Annotated in this window: 15 protein-coding genes; 6 read left to right on the top strand and 9 right to left on the bottom strand. The window is 40.3% G+C overall.

The genetic code is table 11. The features are described 5' to 3' along the window. The first annotated feature begins 18 nt into the window (after positions 1–18). On the top strand, positions 19–1,662 hold the full coding sequence (locus tag C7B70_RS07920; protein WP_106368521.1) for an MBL fold metallo-hydrolase: 1,644 nt from the start codon (positions 19–21) through the stop codon (positions 1,660–1,662). Between the two features lie 71 nt (positions 1,663–1,733). On the opposite strand, the gene C7B70_RS07915 is transcribed toward C7B70_RS07920, so the two are convergent. From C7B70_RS07915 to C7B70_RS07885, 7 genes are all read right to left on the bottom strand, one after another. Next, positions 1,734–2,045, bottom strand: a complete 312-nt coding sequence (locus C7B70_RS07915) for a DUF6679 family protein (RefSeq protein ID WP_106368520.1) — start codon at positions 2,043–2,045, stop codon at positions 1,734–1,736. Positions 2,046–2,493: 448 nt separating this feature from the next. Continuing rightward, on the bottom strand, positions 2,494–3,639 hold the full coding sequence (locus C7B70_RS07910) for a hypothetical protein (protein ID WP_106368519.1): 1,146 nt from the start codon (positions 3,637–3,639) through the stop codon (positions 2,494–2,496). A gap of 6 nt (positions 3,640–3,645) precedes the next feature. Further along, positions 3,646–4,803, bottom strand: a complete 1,158-nt coding sequence (locus C7B70_RS07905) for a glycosyltransferase (RefSeq protein WP_106368518.1) — start codon at positions 4,801–4,803, stop codon at positions 3,646–3,648. A 229-nt stretch (positions 4,804–5,032) separates the two neighbouring features. Next, positions 5,033–5,851 carry a Nif3-like dinuclear metal center hexameric protein gene (locus C7B70_RS07900; protein WP_106368517.1) on the bottom strand — a complete coding sequence of 273 codons (819 nt, stop codon included), beginning with the start codon at positions 5,849–5,851 and terminating at the stop codon, positions 5,033–5,035. A 337-nt stretch (positions 5,852–6,188) separates the two neighbouring features. Continuing rightward, complete coding sequence (locus tag C7B70_RS07895) at positions 6,189–7,403, bottom strand: M20 family metallopeptidase (protein ID WP_106368516.1); 1,215 nt, start codon at positions 7,401–7,403, stop codon at positions 6,189–6,191. 35 nt (positions 7,404–7,438) lie between these two features. Next, complete coding sequence (bioD, locus tag C7B70_RS07890; protein ID WP_106368515.1) at positions 7,439–8,155, bottom strand: dethiobiotin synthase; 717 nt, start codon at positions 8,153–8,155, stop codon at positions 7,439–7,441. A 9-nt stretch (positions 8,156–8,164) separates the two neighbouring features. Next, entirely contained in the window at positions 8,165–9,355 is a 1,191-nt protein-coding gene (locus tag C7B70_RS07885; RefSeq protein WP_106368514.1) for a serine/threonine-protein kinase, read from the bottom strand. 192 nt (positions 9,356–9,547) lie between these two features. Between C7B70_RS07885 and petJ the strand changes: the two genes are divergently transcribed. After that, positions 9,548–9,880, top strand: coding sequence for a cytochrome c6 PetJ (gene petJ, locus C7B70_RS07880; RefSeq protein ID WP_106368513.1), 333 nt, complete (start codon positions 9,548–9,550; stop codon positions 9,878–9,880). A gap of 1 nt (position 9,881) precedes the next feature. After that, on the top strand, positions 9,882–10,610 hold the full coding sequence (locus C7B70_RS07875) for a class I SAM-dependent methyltransferase (RefSeq protein ID WP_106368512.1): 729 nt from the start codon (positions 9,882–9,884) through the stop codon (positions 10,608–10,610). Here the strand turns inward: C7B70_RS07875 and menD are convergent. After that, positions 10,607–12,334: a 2-succinyl-5-enolpyruvyl-6-hydroxy-3-cyclohexene-1-carboxylic-acid synthase gene (gene menD, locus C7B70_RS07870; protein ID WP_106368511.1), complete on the bottom strand. Its 1,728-nt coding sequence runs from the start codon at positions 12,332–12,334 to the stop codon at positions 10,607–10,609. The two genes, C7B70_RS07875 and menD, sit on opposite strands and share 4 nt — an antisense overlap. Positions 12,335–12,398: 64 nt before the next feature. Between menD and folB the strand changes: the two genes are divergently transcribed. Beyond that, a complete protein-coding gene (folB, locus tag C7B70_RS07865) occupies positions 12,399–12,755 on the top strand; it encodes a dihydroneopterin aldolase (protein WP_106368510.1) in 357 nt (118 codons plus the stop codon). A gap of 257 nt (positions 12,756–13,012) precedes the next feature. Here the strand turns inward: folB and C7B70_RS07860 are convergent, their stop codons facing one another. Beyond that, positions 13,013–13,297 carry a metal ABC transporter solute-binding protein, Zn/Mn family gene (locus C7B70_RS07860; RefSeq protein ID WP_233220852.1) on the bottom strand — a complete coding sequence of 95 codons (285 nt, stop codon included), beginning with the start codon at positions 13,295–13,297 and terminating at the stop codon, positions 13,013–13,015. A 263-nt stretch (positions 13,298–13,560) separates the two neighbouring features. On the opposite strand from C7B70_RS07860, the gene C7B70_RS07855 reads away from it, so the two are divergent. Continuing rightward, a complete protein-coding gene (locus C7B70_RS07855; protein ID WP_106368509.1) occupies positions 13,561–14,136 on the top strand; it encodes a hypothetical protein in 576 nt (191 codons plus the stop codon). 263 nt (positions 14,137–14,399) lie between these two features. Then, complete coding sequence (locus C7B70_RS07850; protein ID WP_106368508.1) at positions 14,400–16,010, top strand: iron uptake porin; 1,611 nt, start codon at positions 14,400–14,402, stop codon at positions 16,008–16,010. The last annotated feature ends 1 nt before the right edge of the window (position 16,011 follow it).

Raw genomic sequence — 16,011 nt, 5'->3', positions numbered from 1 at the left:
ACTTATTAGTTGTTAGCAATGGGGAGTAATAATACATCCTCCCCTAGCTCTAATATTGGAGGAGCGGGTTCTGAGCTAGAATGCTTGCCCTACGGCGTTCATCATCAGGGAGAAGGGGTATGTTTATTAGTAAAAATGGGGCCATACCGGATTTTGTTAGACTGCGGAATTGAAGATATTTCGCCGCTTCAAAATTTAGAACACCCCATAGACTTAGTTTTATGCAGTCATGCTCACTCAGACCATGCTAGAGGGTTATTAGACCTGCATCAAGCTTTTCCGACTTTACCCATTTACGCCAGCGAAGTTACAACTCAGTTATTACCGCTAAATTGGCAAGAAGTAGAGGCTCAACAATTTTGTCATGCTTTGCCTTGGCGATCGCCCATTGAGTTCCATAACGGCTTAGTTGTCCAATTGTTCCCCGCCGGACACTTACCCGGAGCGGCGGCAATTTTGCTTACCTACACTAACGCCCAGCGCTCTTACAAGCTGCTTTATACGGGGGATTTTTTCTTATCAAATTCCCGCTTAGTGGATGGGTTGCATTTAGAAGAATTACGCGGTTTAGAGCCAGATGTGCTAATTATTGAAGGCAGTTATGGCACTTCGCGCCATCCTCACCGCCGTACTCAAGAAAATACTTTAGCAGAACGCATTGAACGCGCGATCGCCTCAAACTATTCTGTCTTACTACCTACACCTACTCTAGGCTTAGGACAAGAAATTTTAATGTTGCTCCGCAGCCACCACAATTTTACTGGGCGCGATTTAGATATCTGGGTAGATGGCAGTGTAGCCACTGGGTGCGATGCCTATTTACAACTGCTGCCCTATCTCCCGGCTTCTGTACAAAACTTTGCCCGTCATCAACCTTTGTTTTGGGATGAACGAGTTCGTCCCCGGATGCGGCGTTTGCAGCCCAATCAACGCCCGAATCAGGAAAAGCCTTGTATAGTTTTGACCGATAACACCAAAGATTGGAGCCAATATTGTCAGCCCGATACTGGTTGGTTAATCTTTTTGCCCGAAAAACCTGATTATGCGAGCATCAATCACTCTACTACCAATATTGAAACCTACTTACTTGCCCAACATAGCGATGGGCCAGGGATTACCCAACTAATCCACAACTTACGCCCCCAAGATGTAATTTTTATTCACGGCTCTCCTACTTACTTAGCGGACTTAACTAGCTTAGAAGAATTGCAAAATCGCTATCACTTACATACCCCATCGGCGGGTACTTTGGTAGAACTAAGAATTGGCGAAATGTTTTTGCAGCCCCCAGCACCGCCAGAAACAAGCTATGAAGGCGAGCTTAATGAATTAGGTAGTGTAGTCGCAATTACCCTTCCTGATGCCGTTACAACCGACCCGCGTTGGCGAAATTTTGCCGATACAGGGCTTGTTTCTGCTCGTTGGCAAGGGGAAGAATTGGTATTGCGGGGTTTATCTTCCCGCGAATTACTTAATACTGGCGATCGCGATTCTCTGGCTTGGGCTAACTTAAACTGTTGCGGTACTTGTAAATTCCACCGCAATCAACGTTGTTGGAACCAAGCTTCGCCTCTATTTGGCTTTAAAGTCACCCCCGAAGGCTATTGCCCAGTTTTTGAGCGCCTTAATGCTGACAATCCCAGCGACAGCGAAGCAGAATAATTTTTTAGTTAAAGCAAAAAAGTTCAGGAAAATTACTTTTTCCCGAACCTTTTTAACTAAATAAGTTTACCTTACTCAGGATTTGAATCGTTATGGTGGTTAGGAATTCGCTCTGCCTCTGGGCAATCATCAGACACAAGAGGATCGAAATTACCTCTAAGCACGGATGATAGTTTTTGGGATACAGCACCAATACTTTCTAAGCGCACCATTTCCTCCCAGGAGCAAACTTCCTCTTCATCGTCGATTTCATAACGTAAAGTTACTAAATCCCCTTCTATATCAATAATCCGGGCGCATTCAATCCAGCGTTGCTGATCTCTTAAGAAAATAGATACTTCACGCCCATCGCAACAAAGTTGATAAATCTTGCGGTGTAGCATGTATTGCTTCTGCCTTTTTAAGTGTGGTTAAATTTGTAATTTGATGGAGCTTGAACCTGTAATTCTTCCCTACTTGTGGCGAATTTACGGCTCTAATTTTCAGTGGCGACCAATATGTAGTTAGCGACTTGGCGATTAATAAATATTTCATGTAGATTTTGCGTCCCTAGCTATTTGTCGCTCCCGAATCTAAAACGGGTTCACTGAGATGGATGCGGATAATTTTTTGGAACTCGCGCGCTTTAACTTTCACAAAACTCAGAGCTTGATTAAGTTGAAAGATGGCGATGATTTTTATCCTTTGCCCAAAATTTCCCTCTAGCTTTCATCCTGCCGCCGGGTGCGGCTGTTTGAGTGACTTCAGCTTGGAGTACGTCTCCACCAAAGTTTGACCCAACACAATTAATATTAACTTATTCTTTAGCAGACTTCACAAAAAAGCCAAGGCTTAACTACTTTTTTGTATTGCCATATCAGCCAAACTTTGTAAATAAGCTCGCCTTTGTGCCATTTTAGGCGTATGATTCAGACCTACTCGATCTAAAATCTGACCCCAGCGATATACCCAGTCATGTCTGAGCAGAGAATTGACTACATTGTTTTTGCGTACTTCTTTTAGTCGCTCGCTCTGCAAGTTTAGGTCGGCGATGACTTCTGCGGCATTAGTTGCATCAGAGGGAAGTTCAATTACTGCATCAGACCAATCAAAGTTTTGGGTAAAAGTTTCAGTCTGTGGTGGTGTTCCCAAAATTACCGCACCTCCTGATGTTCCTTCAAAAAAGCGGCTACCTAACTCTTGTTGAACTCCAACTTCACCTTTGAGATTGAATTTTGCTCCATAACCAATAAAGTATTTACTTCTTTTGACTATATTTTGGTACAGAGTGCGATGCTCTTGATGATTTTTTGTAAACAAATCCTTGATCGTATCATACATATACAAAAAATTCTCTTTTTCTCCTAAATTCAATAGCGATTGGTGTACGGTTGGTGGACTACGACCAAAATTACAAACATCAATACTCCGTTGCGGTTGTAGAGGGTAAGGACAAAATTCTACAGCGTCAACTCCACAAGGCATATATATACAAGGTGTTTGTATTGTATTAGCAACAGCTTTGATACTAGAACTTAAGTTCATAAAAACATAATCAAACTCTTTTAATACCGACAATTGTTTTTGCTCTTTAGCAAAATTTTCCAGCCATACTTCTTCTAGCAAGCAAACAGCTTTACTACATCGACTACGCCAGTCTTTAAGAGCGCTTAAATATAATAAATCTATAGGTTCTTGACAGATAAAAAGGAATAAATCATATTGTTTTTTTAAACTATAGCGTTCATTGAAAAGATTAAATATTTGATTGCTGCTACTTATTTGAAAAATTTTTCTAGCTACGTTGTTTACTACCTTCTCAGTAAAGTTTTTATTAACATAAGGTAGCTTAAATAAATCTACATCATCAAAACTACAAATACAATTTTCAAACTCACTTATATAGGAGCGTGATATGTGAAACTCAAGGTCACGCATCGATAAAACTAAAATGCGCGGTTGGGAATTTGAGCCAAGAGGAAAAGGTGCTGTTTGCATAAAACTTTACTGTATTGAGTTAGTAAAATTACTGTTTTCTGTAACAATTTTAGCTAGTTCTTTCAACTTAGTTTTTCTTTGTATCATTCCTGGAGAAACCGGGATATCTACCGCCTCTAGGATTTTTTCCCAGCGATATACCCAATCATGGCGAAGTAAAGAGTTAACTACATTATCAGTACGAATTTTATTTAATCGCTCCGGTTGAGTATCAAGATGAGCGATTATTTCTTCTATATTGGTTGTATCTTCAGGTAAAGAAATTACGGCATCTACCCAGTCAAAGTTTTGCGGAAAAGCATCACAATTTGGGGGTATTCCTAGGATTACTGCTCCCCCGGCTGCGCCTTCAAAAAAACGAACATTTAGCTCCTCTTGACCCCCGGTGTGAGTTGTTAAGTTGAACTTGGGTTTGTAAGCAATGAAATAGCGGCTTCTTTTAACTATATTTCTATATAAACTTCGATGGTCGTTATAGTTACGCATAAATGATTTTCTCATTGTGTCATACATATAAAAGAAATTATTTTTGTCTGCCTTCTTCAGCAAAGATTCGTGAATTGAAGCTGGACGGCGACCTATACTACATACATCAATACTTCTCTGTGGCTGTGAAGGATAGGGACAAAATTTGAGCGCATCAATTCCTGGTGGTAGATAAGAGCAGGGACGCCCAATTGTCTCGGCAACTTTTTTAACACTAGAATTCAAGTCCATAAACACATGGTCGAAGTCTTTTAATGCTGTTAATTGCGGCTTAAATAGATGTACCTCTCTAGCCCATAATTCGTCTAACCAACAAACGGCTTTGCGGCATTTTTTCCGCCAGTCTTTAATGGAGTTTAAATAATATAGTTCTATAGGGTATTGACAAATAAATAAAAATAAATCATATTCTTGATTTAGAGAGAATTGATTGTAGGTTGAACCGATAGGAAGGGTTTTTCCTGTAGCCTCAAAAGTAGACTGCGAAATTTTTCTGGTAATTTTATTGAAAATAGTTGGCGAGAAATTAGGTGCAAGTACATCAACTTGCTCAAAATCACACACAGAGTACTCAAGTTCAAACAAGAAGCTGCGACCAACATGAGACACAAAGTTACGCATGGATAAAATTAAAACTCTTGGAGTTGCAGGCGTTGACCTACTTAAATCGTGGCTCATAATAGTTTATTTTCTAAGTTGGAGATATTTGTATTTAGACAAAACTAGATTATGGAGTGAAGCAATAATTAGCTAATAAATATTAATTAGTAACTTAGTTAAGTTTATTGATTGCCGAAATATAAATAAGCCTCCATTAAATCTAGTCAAACACCAAATAGATATATTTACATCTACTATTTTTAAATTAAGAAAATACCTCCAGTAATCTTATAGTCTAAATAAGAATTTAAGTAGACTTACATTGTTGAAAAAAGTAGCGAAAGTCCTCATCCTTTTTGCTTAAATTTACCCACTCCAAACCTAAAGCTGTAAGTTTTGTAACTAAGAATTTGCAAGCAGGGCGTTCGGTGGCATAATGTCCAGCATCAATCAATATTAAACCGCGATCGCGACTTTCTTGAAATTGATGAAATTTGCAATCAGAGGTTAAGTAAGCTTGCGCCCCCGTTTTGACTACGTCAGAAATGTAACTAGCACCGCTTCCCCCTAAAACGGCTACTTTGTCTATAGTTTGCTCCAAATCGGCGGTAGGAGAAATTATTAAACTTGGCGGATTTAAAAGAGTTTGAATTTGAGCGAGTAACTCCGCTAAAGTTAACGTTGGGGTTAGTTCTCCCACTCGTCCGTAACCTAAATTAGCTCCAGTTGGTACGATTGGGGTGACTTGTTTTAATTTCAACAAAGTTGCTAGTATATCGGCGGTTCCTTCTTGCACTTGGTCAAAGTTGGTGTGAGCGGTGTATATACCGATTTGATGGCTAAAAGCTAGGCGAGTTATTTCAGTAATTGCCTCTCCCGTGCGTAAAGATTTGAGCGGATTAAAAATTAGCGGATGGTGAGCAAAAATTAGATTAACTTCTGTACCTGCTTTTTGCAGCGCGATCGCTTCTTCCATTACTGCTAAAGTAGGCGTTAAGCACACTAATACTCGTGCAGACTGGTTTAGTACCCCAGGCTCAATTTGCCAGCCGCAATTGTCCCACTTTTCCTGCCAAGTCGGATTTGCCCAACCTTCAAACCAATCAATTAAGTCCGCAATTATCATACTCGCAATTCACGAATCAAGTTTTGAGTAACCCAGTAGTTCAAGCTACACTACTATCAATCCTATTCCAGAAGGTAGCAAAATTTTCTTCAACTTAATTTCTAGCGTTAGTTTAATCTCTCCAGCAACCCCCTCTGTTTAAAGGCTTAGGGAAGTGACAAGTTAGTTTTTGCTATCTATACAATCAAATAAATTATCAGCCCATCCACAAGCTAAACAATTCCAGCTTAGTACCAGTTCTTTGACTTTGGGGAAAGGGAGTCGCCTTTACTAATCAGCTTTTTACTAGCACAGACAGCATTGCTAGTATTTGTAATTTGTCGCCCTAGTTTGACAGCTATTGAGGGGAAAATTTTTCAACGCAGCGGACAAATATTTCAACTCCTATCATCAGCGCCATTTCATCAAAATCAAAGCGAGGATGGTGATGAGGATAAGCTAGGTTTTTAGTAATATTGGCAGAACCCAAAAAGAAATAACAACCGGGTACTTCTTGCAAGAAAAATGACATATCTTCGCCGCCCATTGTTTGGCATTCTGGCACAATTCCCACGGGAGTTTCTACAACGTTCATAGCTTGCTCCCTTACTAATTGAGCAATGTCTTTATTATTAATTACTGGCGGGTAAAGTTGCCAGTATTCTAAGTCATACTTTGCGCCGTAACTACTGCATATTCCGGCAATAATTTGTTCGATTCTTTGCTGGATAAACCCGGCAAATTTGGGATGGAAATAACGTACAGTACCGTTTAGCTGGGCGGTATCGGCAATAATATTCAATGCTGTACCTGCATGAAATTCGCCCACCGTTACTACAGCAGATTCTATGGGGTCGATATTTCGCGCCACAACGGTTTGTAAAGCGCTGACAATTTGCGCTGCAACCACAATAGAATCTACAGTTTGATGAGGCATTGCACCGTGTCCGCCTTTGCCCAAAATCCGCGCGCGAAAACACTCCACCGCCGCCATTAATGCACCTTCGCGCACTCCCACCGTACCCAGGGGAAGATTATTCCACAAATGCAGCCCAATAATTGCATCTACATCGGGATTCGATAACACCCCGGCGGCAATCATTGGTTTAGCGCCCCCTGGAGACTCCTCGGCAGGTTGGAAGATGATTTTGACTGTACCTGTAAACTCATCGCGGTGCTGGGCTAAGTAGCAAGCTGTAGCGAGTGCGATCGCTGTGTGTCCGTCATGACCGCAAGCGTGCATTACGCCGTCGTGCTTTGAGCAATAATCTACTTCATTTTGTTCTTGAATTGGCAAAGCATCCATATCCGCCCGAATTGCCAATACTTTCCCGACTTTGTGGCTGCGGATAATTGCAACTATTCCCGTATGGGCAATTTCTGTTTGATGTTCAATACCCCATTCTTGCAGCTTTTGGGAGATAAATTGCGCTGTTAATTGTTCTTTAAAGCCTAATTCTGGGTATTGATGAAGTTTTCGCCGCCATTGCACAATTTGCGGTTGTAATGCTCTAATTTCTGCCCGAATGCTCGATAAATCGATATTAAGCGGATTTATTGAAGTGGCAACCATGTTTTAGATTAGAGATTTAACTAAATTTTACCAAATTAGAGCAAGGCGATCGGTTTACGATTGACAAAAGGTAATGTAAGAGGCATTAATCTTTCTAGGTCTAAATTTGCCGCTACTTGAGCTAGTTTGTCTAAGTCTGTGGGGCTTTCTAAGTAAGGCAAACAGCCTAATACAGGAATATTAGTTAGAGATTGAATTAAGTCTACGGGTGTCAAATCGTTAATTTGCGCTTTTGTAACTGGTTGCACGCAGTTTAAAATTATGCCTTTAAGAGCAACGCCCGTTAGCCTAGCTAAAGCTACATTAGCTACAGCTTGAGAAATTGCGCCTAATTTTACCGGAACTACTAAAACCGTTGGCAATCGCCATTCGGCGGCTAAGTCAGCGACGGTAAATTCGTTAGTTATCGGAGATCCTAACCCTCCCAAGGCTTCTACTAACACCAAATCTCGCGCCGATATTAATTGTTGGAACTTTTGCCATACTAAACCTAAGTCTATCGTGCGTCCTTCCTTGGCGGCGGCAATAGGCGGGGCTAAAGGTGCGTCAAAGTATAAAGGATTTATTTCGTCGATAGATTGGTTGAGAGTAAATAATTGCGAATATAGTTCGCGATCGCCAATTCCGGCTTGAATAGGCTTCATAATCCCCAAACTAGGAGAAACAAACCTTTGCCAATAAGCTGCTAGTGCTGTGGTTAAAACAGTTTTACCTGTTTCTGTATCTGTACCTGTAATTAGTAGTGCGTTCAAAATATCCTGTTAATTAGTAGAGGGTTCAGAAATTAGCGGCGACGGGAAAGTTTGCGGCGCTCCTTTGTCATTTTGACTTAATAACCAACTTACAAATAACAAAGAAGTACCGCCAGCAATTAAAGCTACTGTTACAAAGATTAAAGCGATCGCCCACCAACGTTCCCAAATCGATAGCTTGGTAATTGGGTGTAATTTTTTGGTAGGAATTGGTTTAATTTCGTCAGGACGGCGACCGATCGCCATTGTATTTATTTGGGAGGGGGCAATAGTTGGGAGGGGCGAAGTTGCCTCTTTTTGCGGCAACGTAGCGACTGGTGGCGGACTTGCTGAGGCGGGTAATTTCTCTTTTTGGGACGGGGGTTCTACAACTGATTGCAGGACTTTGGCGACTTCTGCAACTGACTGATAGCGATCGCTTGGTCTGTAACTAAGCATCCGATCAAGTAGAAGTGCAAATTCTGGACTTACCTTTGTCCACTTTTGCCAATTCCAAGTAAATTGTTCGTCATCAAATAATTCTGGAGGCTGCTTGCCTGTAAGTAAAACTATAGCGCTGACTGCCAAGGAATACAGATCGCTACTAGCGTAAGCCCTCCCGGTTTGCATTTGTTCAATCGGCGCGTAGCCTAGCTTCCCTACTGTTGTAACTGAAGCTGGATTAATTGCTTGAATTTGAGTAGCTATTTCGTTGACTACACCAAAATCAATCAATATGGGCTTAGAATCGACCTCACGCTCAATAATGTTATCAGGGGATATATCGCGGTGAATAATGCCCCTAACGTGTAAATGAGCAAGTACAGGTAATATTTGCTGCAATAGTTGGATTATCTCTACTTCGGTCAAAGTTTTAGCTATCCCTTGCCTTTCTTGGAGTAATTTCCAGTAAGTTTTGCCTGCTATATAGTCTTGGACTAAAAACAGCCGCCCATCTTGCTCAAAAGTAGCTCTAAACTGCGGAATTTGGGGATGATGAATTTTGTATAAAACCGTTGCTTCTTTTTGAAACAACTGTTTTGCCTTTGCTAAAGACTCTGGCGTACTTTGAAAAGGAATTAACTCTTTGAGGGCGACTAACTCGTTAAATCGTCCTATATCTTCTGCCAAATAGGTACGCCCAAACCCCCCTTGACCTAAAATTTTAATTAAACGATAGCGATTTTGAAGAACTGTTTGCAGGGGAATGGGTGGTTGCATTACGACGAAATTAAGTGGTTTTAAAGTTTAGAAATCGCACTAGCATATTTACTTTTTATTTTATAAGCCTACCGAATAATAGTCTTAGGCGAGTCGCAATTTCCTTAGCTAATAATGAAAACCTTAAGGTAGCTAAAGGATGGATGTTGAGGTTGCTACTAAAATAAGTATTAAAGAAGATTGGGTAAATTAATGAGAAAGTTGATATTTATTTTAGCAAGTGCGATCGCACTTATAATCCTTGTCACTCCTCCAGCTTTGGCGACATCAACAAGGGAGACAGCAACACTTTTTACTAATAACTGTGCGGGTTGCCATATCAACGGTGGTAATATTGTTAGGCGTAATAAGAGTTTAAAGTCAAAAGCATTAAAAAAATTTGGGATGGATTCCACTGATGCGATCGCTCAATTAATCAAAAATGGTCAATATGCTATGCCAGCTTACAAAGGTCGTCTCACACAACAGCAAATTGTTGATGTCTCAGCCTATGTATTAGAGCAAGCCGAGAAAGGCTGGAAGTAATATGTTTAAGCATTTTCTCACCCTAAAACTCTGCATTCTTTGCTGCTGTCTGCTGTTAAGTGGATGTGCAACAGTAGCCGCAACCACTGATAATATTTATCAATCCAAAACTATCCACAGCCCTGATGGTATCGGCAAGTTTTACCAAGGTAGAGAGATAGCTAAGGTTATGGGGCATACTGAGGCACTGTGGTTAGAACGTCCATCGCGGGAAGTTGAAGAACAGCCGCAGCAGCTAATAGATGCTTTGAATCTTGAACCTACAGATGTTGTAGCGGATATAGGCGCAGGTACAGGCTATTTTAGCTTTAAGTTAGCACAAAAGTTATCTTTAGGCAAGGTCTTCGCTGTAGATATTCAGCCAGAGATGTTAGACATTATTGAGTTTTTAAAAAATGAAAATAAAATTACTAATATAGAGCCTATTTTAGGAAGTCTTACTAATCCTAACTTGCCGGAAAATAGCATTGATCTAGCAATTATGGTTGATGCTTATCACGAGTTATCGCAACCCCGTGAAGTAATGCAAGAAGTTGTTAAAGCCCTAAAACCAAAAGGCAAAGTAGTATTAGTTGAATATCGGCGAGAAAATCCGTTTATTGCGATTAAAAAGCTACACAAAATGACTCAAAACCAAGCAATCAAAGAGATGTCAACCGTAGGTTTAAAATGGGTAGAAACTAAAAGCTTTTTACCATCTCAGCATTTGCTAATTTTTGTTAAAGTTTAAACTATATCTGCTGCAAATTTACCTAAATTTTCCTGTCTCCATTTTGCATCTAATTTACGATTAGTTTGTAACTCTAAAACTCTAACTCCTGAACTTGGAAGCTTTTTTAATCTTTGCTGCAATTGTTCCCAAGAATTAATCAATTCATGTTCTACATTGTAAGTTGCACATAGTTTAGCAAAATCAATATTTTGAGGAGTAGCAAAAAAGTCTTCAAAAGGTGGTTCAAATCTAGAAATAGGTAACATTTCAAAAATACCGCCACCATTATTATTAACTAAAATAATTGTTAGATGTCCACTAAATTTGTTATTCAATAAAAATCCATTAGTATCATGCAACAAAGCTAAATCTCCTGTTAACATCACACTACTTTGCTGACGATGCGCTATACCTAAAGCTGTTGACAAAGTACCATCAATCCCATTTGCACCGCGATTAAAAAAGGTTTGAATGTTTGAATTGTTAGGTTGCCAGAAAAACTCTACATCTCTTACAGGCATACTATTAGAAATAAATAACGGTGTTTTTGCAGGTAGGGCTTTTGACAATAGCCAAGCAGTTTTACATTCAAATATTTGCTCTATTTCTACCATTGTACTATCTACATTCGCTCTAGCTTTAGCTTCACATTCGCACCATAATTGTAAATAAGAGTTGTAAGCTTTGGGGGAAAAGTTATAAGTTTCTGTTAATTGCTCTATAGAAGTTTGCCAATGAGTTGTTTTCCCATGAAGTGGATCTAAATTATGATTACTAGAGTCAATAATCCATCTTTCAGTTTGAGAAGAAGTTAGCCAGTTTCGTAACTCTTTACTCGTAGGTAGTTCGCCTATTTGAATTACAACTTCTGGCTGAAGCTGCTTAGATAACTCAGAGTTTCTTAGCAGTAAATCGTAGGTAGAAATAAGATAAGGATTTAAGTCTGCGTAATTTCTAACTGGGGATAAACCTTCGGCTAATACGGGAAACTGAAGGAGTTTAGATAAATGAGCGATCGCATTTACATACTCTCGCGCATTTTCTGGTTGTGCAACCCCAGCAATAATAATACCGCGCTGAGATTTCTGCCATTGCACCGGAAAATTAGGCACGTTGTACATATGTTTAAATGATTGCTGAAAAATGCTACTAAAAAATTCCTCCTCCAACAAGTTATCTGCAATCCCGTCAGGAAGCGGCGCTAAAGGATCTCGAAAAGGGACATTTATATGCACCACGCCAGCTACAGGATAAAGCGCCCTTTCCCAAGCATGAATAATTGTTTGGCGCAAATATGCCAACATTCCCATGTCCACCGATGGTAAAGCAAGTTCTGTTTGCCAATTTGGGTAAGTACCGTACAATTTTAATTGATCGATAGTTTGTCCCGAATGACAGTCTCTAAGTTCTGGCGGGCGATCGCAAGTTAAAACAAGTAATGGTACTCTACTTTCTTTAGCTTCAATGATTGCAGGGTAAAAATTTGCTCCCGCCGTACCCGAAGTACATACCAGCGCCACCGGAAGTTTGCATCTACGGGCTATTCCCAGGGCAAAGAAGGCAGCCGAACGCTCGTCAAGGACTGGTAAGGCTTCTATACCTATTTGGCTGGCAAAGGCGATCGCAAGGGGCGTAGAACGCGATCCTGGACAGATGACGGCGGTAGTTAATCCTAGACGCTTTAACGTTTCTGTTAGTACAGAAGCAAAAAGTAAGTTGGTGTTTCTATAATCAATCATCAATCGGGGATAAACCCCATCATTAAAGTAAGCTCATACTATTTTAACTATTGGTTTGGGGAATACTATGGACTCGATTCAATTGACGGGGATTCGCAGCTATGGCTACACTGGCTACTTAGCGGAAGAACAAGTTTTAGGACAATGGTTTGAGGTTGATGTGACGCTGTGGTTAGATTTGTCTGTAGCGGGTAAAAGCGATCGCATTACAGATACCATCGATTATCGCAGTATTATTAGCAATGTTCAGCAGCTAATTAAAACTTCTAAGTTTGCTTTGGTGGAAAAGTTAGCCACAGAAATAGCACAATCTATTTTAGATGTGGGTGGTATCGCGCAAGTTAGAGTTCAGTTAAGCAAACCTGCGGCTCCGATTCCTGACTTTAGCGGTAAAATCACTATTGATGTAACTAGAAACAATTAGTTGTAATCGAAGTTAAAAGTCTAGTGCTGCAAAGATTTGGGTGTAGTGGGGTTGTAAGTAGCTAATAAGTTTTCTTGATGTGTTGTAAATGTTCTGTATTTACTCGCCGCAAAGCTTGGGTAATAGCTGTTTGTATTTACTGATGATAGTAGCGAGAAAAAATTACTATGCTTTTATTTTTTACCTAACCCATTCTTACCAATTCCCGGATGCAAATAGGAAAAATGCGATCAAAAATAAAATTTTGCGGCATATAACTAATGAAAATTTTGAGCAGATTTTGTAGTTCCGTCTAAAAACTGTTCAAAGTCAATACCATTTTTGACTAATACATTAGCCGTTGCGATCGCACTTACATTTGCTGGCATTGCTTGGTAATCGTGTTTTGTACCTGGTGGAATTAAAATCTCTACTTCCTCTCCAACTACGGCTTTTGTAAACCAGGACATCGGCAAAAAGGTTGTCACTACTCTAAGCTTGGGTGCTGGAGATGGTTGCATTCCTTGGGAATAAGACTGGTTGCAGCCTGCTAAAGCTGACAATATTAATCCTGTTATCAGTAAATTTTAACTTCGCATTTTGAGCAGTAATTAAATGAGATTGATTATCATTACATTTGGTATAATGATAATCAGTCTCATACGCAAGCCAGCTTTTGCTCGTAAATGCCAGCACTTGTCAAATGCCCTCTTGGGGCATTGCATTCTAAAACAAAAATACAGCACAATCTGCCTAAGATTTGGCTGCGAGGAGCGAGAATCGCTCTTTCCAAATTGTAATTATTGTTTGAGGAGTATTTAAGAATATGAAACGAGTTTTTGCCCTCTGTCTAATATCAGCAATTGGCTATATATTTGCTGGGTCATCAACAGCATTAGGTCAATTCAATCGAGTTAGAGACGAAGGTACAGTTTATTCGCCTAATGCTTTTAAAGTTCCGTACCTTGGTGTAGATGGTGCTTTTACTGTTGATACCAAGGAAATTTCTGCTATCGATCCGCGTAACCCGAAGCGAATTGTTTTCCAGAAAATGGAATTCTTTTCTTTTTATAAAGATTTAGAAGGATTTACGCCCATAGCTGAACAATGCCGTTACGTCTATAAAGGTGCAGCAGGCGACCCGTTTTATTACCCACAGCAATCTAAAACATCTATTTGGGATTTATTTGAATTGGCATCAGGAGACGCGGCTTGCAATAACTTTTATTATGTGATTATGCGAGCGCCTCACGGCGAGCCAGTTCATATGCACATGAGATATGCAAATGCTAAATCTAGCTTCAATGAGCTATTAAGGATGAGTAATGCTCCAGAAGACAAGACAAAGGTAGATCCTTGGTGGAGTGTCTACTGTGCTGCGGGTGTATCTGGCTGCGATTAGTAGATAGATGTCCTAAGTCAGGGGGTGACTGCCTGACTTAGGCGTTAAAAAACCAGGTTGTAAGAATCGTTCAAGAACAAACGAGCAACCTAATGTAAATATGATTGAGCAACTACTTCAAAAATTTGAGACGTGAATTCTATCTGTTTTTTGGACTTGTCCAATGGGGATCGGATTGATTGGTTCAAATTCTCGAATTGTTCGTCTGGCGGTTGAGGCGTGAAAGTAGTTTTAAAGAAGTTAGGTAGTGAGGAGTAAAAAAAATGCACAAAAGTCTATTGAAATTTTTGTTAGTGAGTCCAGTTGTTTGCGTAATAATGCTGGTGTCGAGTCGTGCGATCGCTCAAGAACCAGCCGCAAACGACACAATGGCGCAAGTTACGTCAGTTTCGCAATTATCGGACGTTCAACCTACAGATTGGGCATTTCAAGCATTGCAATCGTTAGTAGAGCGTTATGGATGTATTGCAGGGTATCCTGACGGCACTTACCGAGGGAATCGAGCTTTAACTAGATATGAATTTGCTGCCGGGTTAAACGCTTGTTTGGATAAGGTAAACGAGTTAATAGGTACTGCTACGAGCGATTTAGCAAAAAGAGAAGACTTAGCCACATTACAAAAATTGCAAGAAGAATTCGCCACCGAATTAGCCACTCTGCGCGGACGAGTTGATTCAGTGGAAGTGCAAGTAGCCGAATTAGAAGCAAATCAATTTTCGACTACAACGAAGTTAAGTGGGGAAGTAGTAGCTGGGGTAGCTGGGATTGTTACAGGAGATGATATTGATGGTAATGATCTTGATACATCCGCCGTACTTGTAGACAGAATGCGGTTAGAATTTGCCACAAGTTTTACAGGGAGAGATACACTGCTAACACGGCTTGCTACCGGAAACTTTGCGGGGTTTTCGAGTGTGACAGGTACAGCCGAGGGAGAGTTAGGCTTTACTCAAGATGAGAGTAATCAGATTGGCTTAGAAGTGCTGTTGTATAGCTTGCCTATTGGTGAGAGTACAGAAGTTGTTTTCGGTGCAGTAGGTACAGCCTTTGATGACTTTGCAAGTACCGTTAATTTTTTGGATGGAGATGGCGGATCGGGGGCGTTGTCTAGCTTTGGTACGCGCAATCCTATTTATTATTTGGGAGATGGTGCGGGTTTAGGGATTAGAAAAGAGCTAGGGGAAAGATTAGAACTTAGTTTAGGATACTTGGCAGGAGACGCTAATAGCCCAAATGAAGGCGAAGGTTTGTTTCAAGGCCCTTACAGCACTTTAGCGCAAGTAGTAATTAAGCCCAGCGAAAGATTGAATATTGGTTTAACTTACATCAATTCCTACAACGCTGATGATACTGGTACTGGTAGCGGTCGAAATAGCTTTGCTCGGTTTGATGATACATTTTTTGAAGACTTGGGTTTAGAGTCGGTCGATGTACCAACTAGCAGTAATTCCTATGGTTTGGAATTATCATGGCAATTGAGCGATCGCTTTGTTTTGGGTGGTTGGGTTGGTTATACCAATACTCAGTTACTTTCTACAGCAGGAGGATTATTTGATCGCGGTGATATCAATATCTGGAATTATGCTGTAACTTTAGCCTTCCCAGATTTGGGTAAAGAAGGCAACTTGCTAGGTTTTGTGGTAGGAATGGAACCAAAAGTTACTGATTCTAGCATTAGTTCCACAAACCCAGACATTGATGCAGAATTAGGAGCAGATGAAGATAATTCCTTTCATATTGAAGGATTTTATCAATTTCAAGTGACAGAAAATATTTCAATTACACCAGGGGTTATTTGGATTACCGCCCCTGGATTTAACCAAGATAACAACGATATCGTAATTGGAGCGCTCCGAACTACTTTCACTTTCTAAT

It is taken from the genome of Chlorogloea sp. CCALA 695 (assembly GCF_003003885.1).
Taxonomy (GTDB): Bacteria; Cyanobacteriota; Cyanobacteriia; order Cyanobacteriales; family Chroococcidiopsidaceae; genus Aliterella.
The sequence above is the reverse complement of the archived record's forward strand: the minus strand, read 5'-3'. Positions and strand labels throughout refer to the sequence as shown.